Source organism: Mesorhizobium sp. M7D.F.Ca.US.004.03.1.1, from assembly GCF_003998635.1.
In the GTDB taxonomy this organism is placed as follows: Bacteria; Pseudomonadota; Alphaproteobacteria; order Rhizobiales; family Rhizobiaceae; genus Mesorhizobium; species Mesorhizobium loti.
This window is the reverse complement of sequence record NZ_RZQG01000930.1, coordinates 1-2,257: the sequence shown is the minus strand read 5'-3', so window position 1 is coordinate 2,257 and position 2,257 is coordinate 1. Positions and strand designations below refer to the sequence as shown.

Here is a 2,257-nt window from a genome sequence, read left to right as displayed (position 1 = left end):
GTCATGGCGATATGGCGGGATTCGTTGAGATCCACATCGAACAGGGCCGCGTGCTGGAGGCTGCGGAGGAAGACCTTGGCGTTGTGACCGCAATCGTGGGAATAACACGCCTTTCGATTGACATTGAGGGTCGGGCCGACCACTCCGGCGCGACGCCGATGGGCCTTCGCAAGGATGCGCTGGTCGCGGCGGCCCTCATGATCGCAGCATTCGAAGAAAGGGCAAAGCAGGACCAAGGCACGCCCATGGTTGCTACGGTGGGTAAACTCGACGTTCTTCCCAATGCCTCAAACGTGGTTCCGGGGCGCGTTTCTTTCGTCCTGGAAATTCGCGCAGGCCAAGCCCAGACGCTGGCACGCTACGAAAAATGGGCCAAACGCTTGGCATACAGCATTGCGGCAGACCGTGGGCTGACTGCGCAGGTGCGCGTTCTCGGACAAAGTGAGCCTATCAGCATGGACACATCCATTCAGCTGGCAATTTCGGATTCTGCATTTGCGGCCGGTTACAAATATCGCTCCATGCCAAGCGGTGCGGGGCACGACGCGGCCCATGTCGCTATATTCGCTCCTTCCGGCATGATCTTTGTGCCTTGCCTCGATGGCAGAAGCCATTGTCCGGAGGAATTCTGCACGCCAGAGCAGATGGCAAAGGGTGTCCAGGCTCTTGTCGACACGCTGATCGCACTCGACGCCAGAAGCTAATTTTCAAGGAAGACCCATGAATAGCACTGGCATTTTCAGACGAGTCAAGACCAAGCGTGGCGACCTCGTTTTTGAGTCGAGGAAGAACCTTGAAAACGGCGAAAGGGCTATAAATCAAGCCACGTTCGGTGCAGGCCCGGAAGGGCTCAAGTGATGGCGACGGGTGCGACCTGGATGCTAAAGGGCGGACTGGTGCTCGCCCATTCCGAAGACGAGGCTCTGCGCCGCGATGTGGTTGTGCGAGACGACACCATAGTCGCTGTCGGGCAAGATCTTGACCCAAACCAGTACGGCGTGTCGCAGGAGCGCTCCGCCGAAGGGCTCCTGGTCACGCCCGGCAATATCAATACCCACTACCACTCGCACGACCGTTGGGATCGAGGACGGTTTTCGTCGCTTCCGCTCGAAATTTGGATGAGCCTTTACAATCCGCCGATCGTGGGAAGGGGCTGGACTCCCGACGAGATCTATCTGCGAACTCTCATCGGGGGAATGGAACTCATCCGCGGTGGCAGCACAACCGTGATTGATGACGTGCATCTTGGACTGCAACTTGACGAGCCGAGCATCGACGCAGTCTTCAGAGCTTACGAAGACCTTGGCTTGCGTGCCGATGTCGGCATCGCGTACGCGGATCGTCCCGGCCACGAGACGATCCCCTATCTCGACGCTGTCTTGCCAAACCATCTCAAGAGCAAAGGACAAGTCGCCGCTCTCGAAACAGCGGATATGCTTGCGCTCTGGAGAAGCCTTGCAACCCGGCACAGTGGGCGGGTAAGGGCGGTGATATCCGTTTCCGGCCCGCAACGTTGCAGCGTGCGCTTTCAACAAGAGGCATGGGATCTGGCGGAAGATGTCTCTCGTCCTGTGCTGACGCATGTTCTCGAAAGCCGTGTGCAGGCGATCACAGGGCCACACTTCTATGGCAAATCTCTTGTGGCCTTTATGAATGAGGCCGGTGTCCTGCGTCCGAACTCCGTTCTGATCCATGGCGTGTGGATGTCAGCGCAGGACCTTGATCTTGTTGCGGATGCCGGCGCTTCGATATCGCATAATCCAGTCAGCAATCTCAAACTCGGCAGCGGCATTGCTCCTGTGATCGAGATGTTGCGCCGCGGAATCCCTGTCGGACTTGGAACGGACAACCACAATGGCAACGATGGTTGCTCGATATTCGAGTCTATCAAGCTTGCGGTGATGCTTCAGACAGTTCAGACGGAAGACCATGACCAATGGCTGGATGCCGCGGCAGGACTGAAGGCAGCAACCGAGAGCGGCGCCAGGCTCATGGGGCGGGGACACGACCTCGGCCGCATCGCGCCGGGTTTCAAGGCCGATTTTTTGTTGTTCGACCTCTCGGCAGATGCCTTCTTGCCGCTCAACGACGCCAAAGTACACTTGGTTTTTGCCGACTCGTCGCGTGCGCTACGCAGTGTTTATGTTGCCGGCCAACCTGTGCTCCTGGATGAAAAAATCGTCACCCTAGACGAAGCGACTATACGCAAGGAAGTTATCGATCGCATCGCTGTGATCCAGCGAAAGGTCTTGAATGG

General features: G+C 57.6%; 2 protein-coding genes. Both read left to right on the top strand.

Features of this window, described 5'->3' with window-relative positions:
* On the top strand, nt 1-704 hold a 704-nt coding region (locus tag EN935_RS32070), incomplete at its 5' end, for a hydantoinase/carbamoylase family amidase (RefSeq protein WP_127374018.1).
* Nucleotides 705-857: 153 nt separating this feature from the next.
* Nucleotides 858-2,257: amidohydrolase family protein (locus EN935_RS32065; protein ID WP_127374017.1), on the top strand; the 1,400-nt coding region annotated here is incomplete at its 3' end.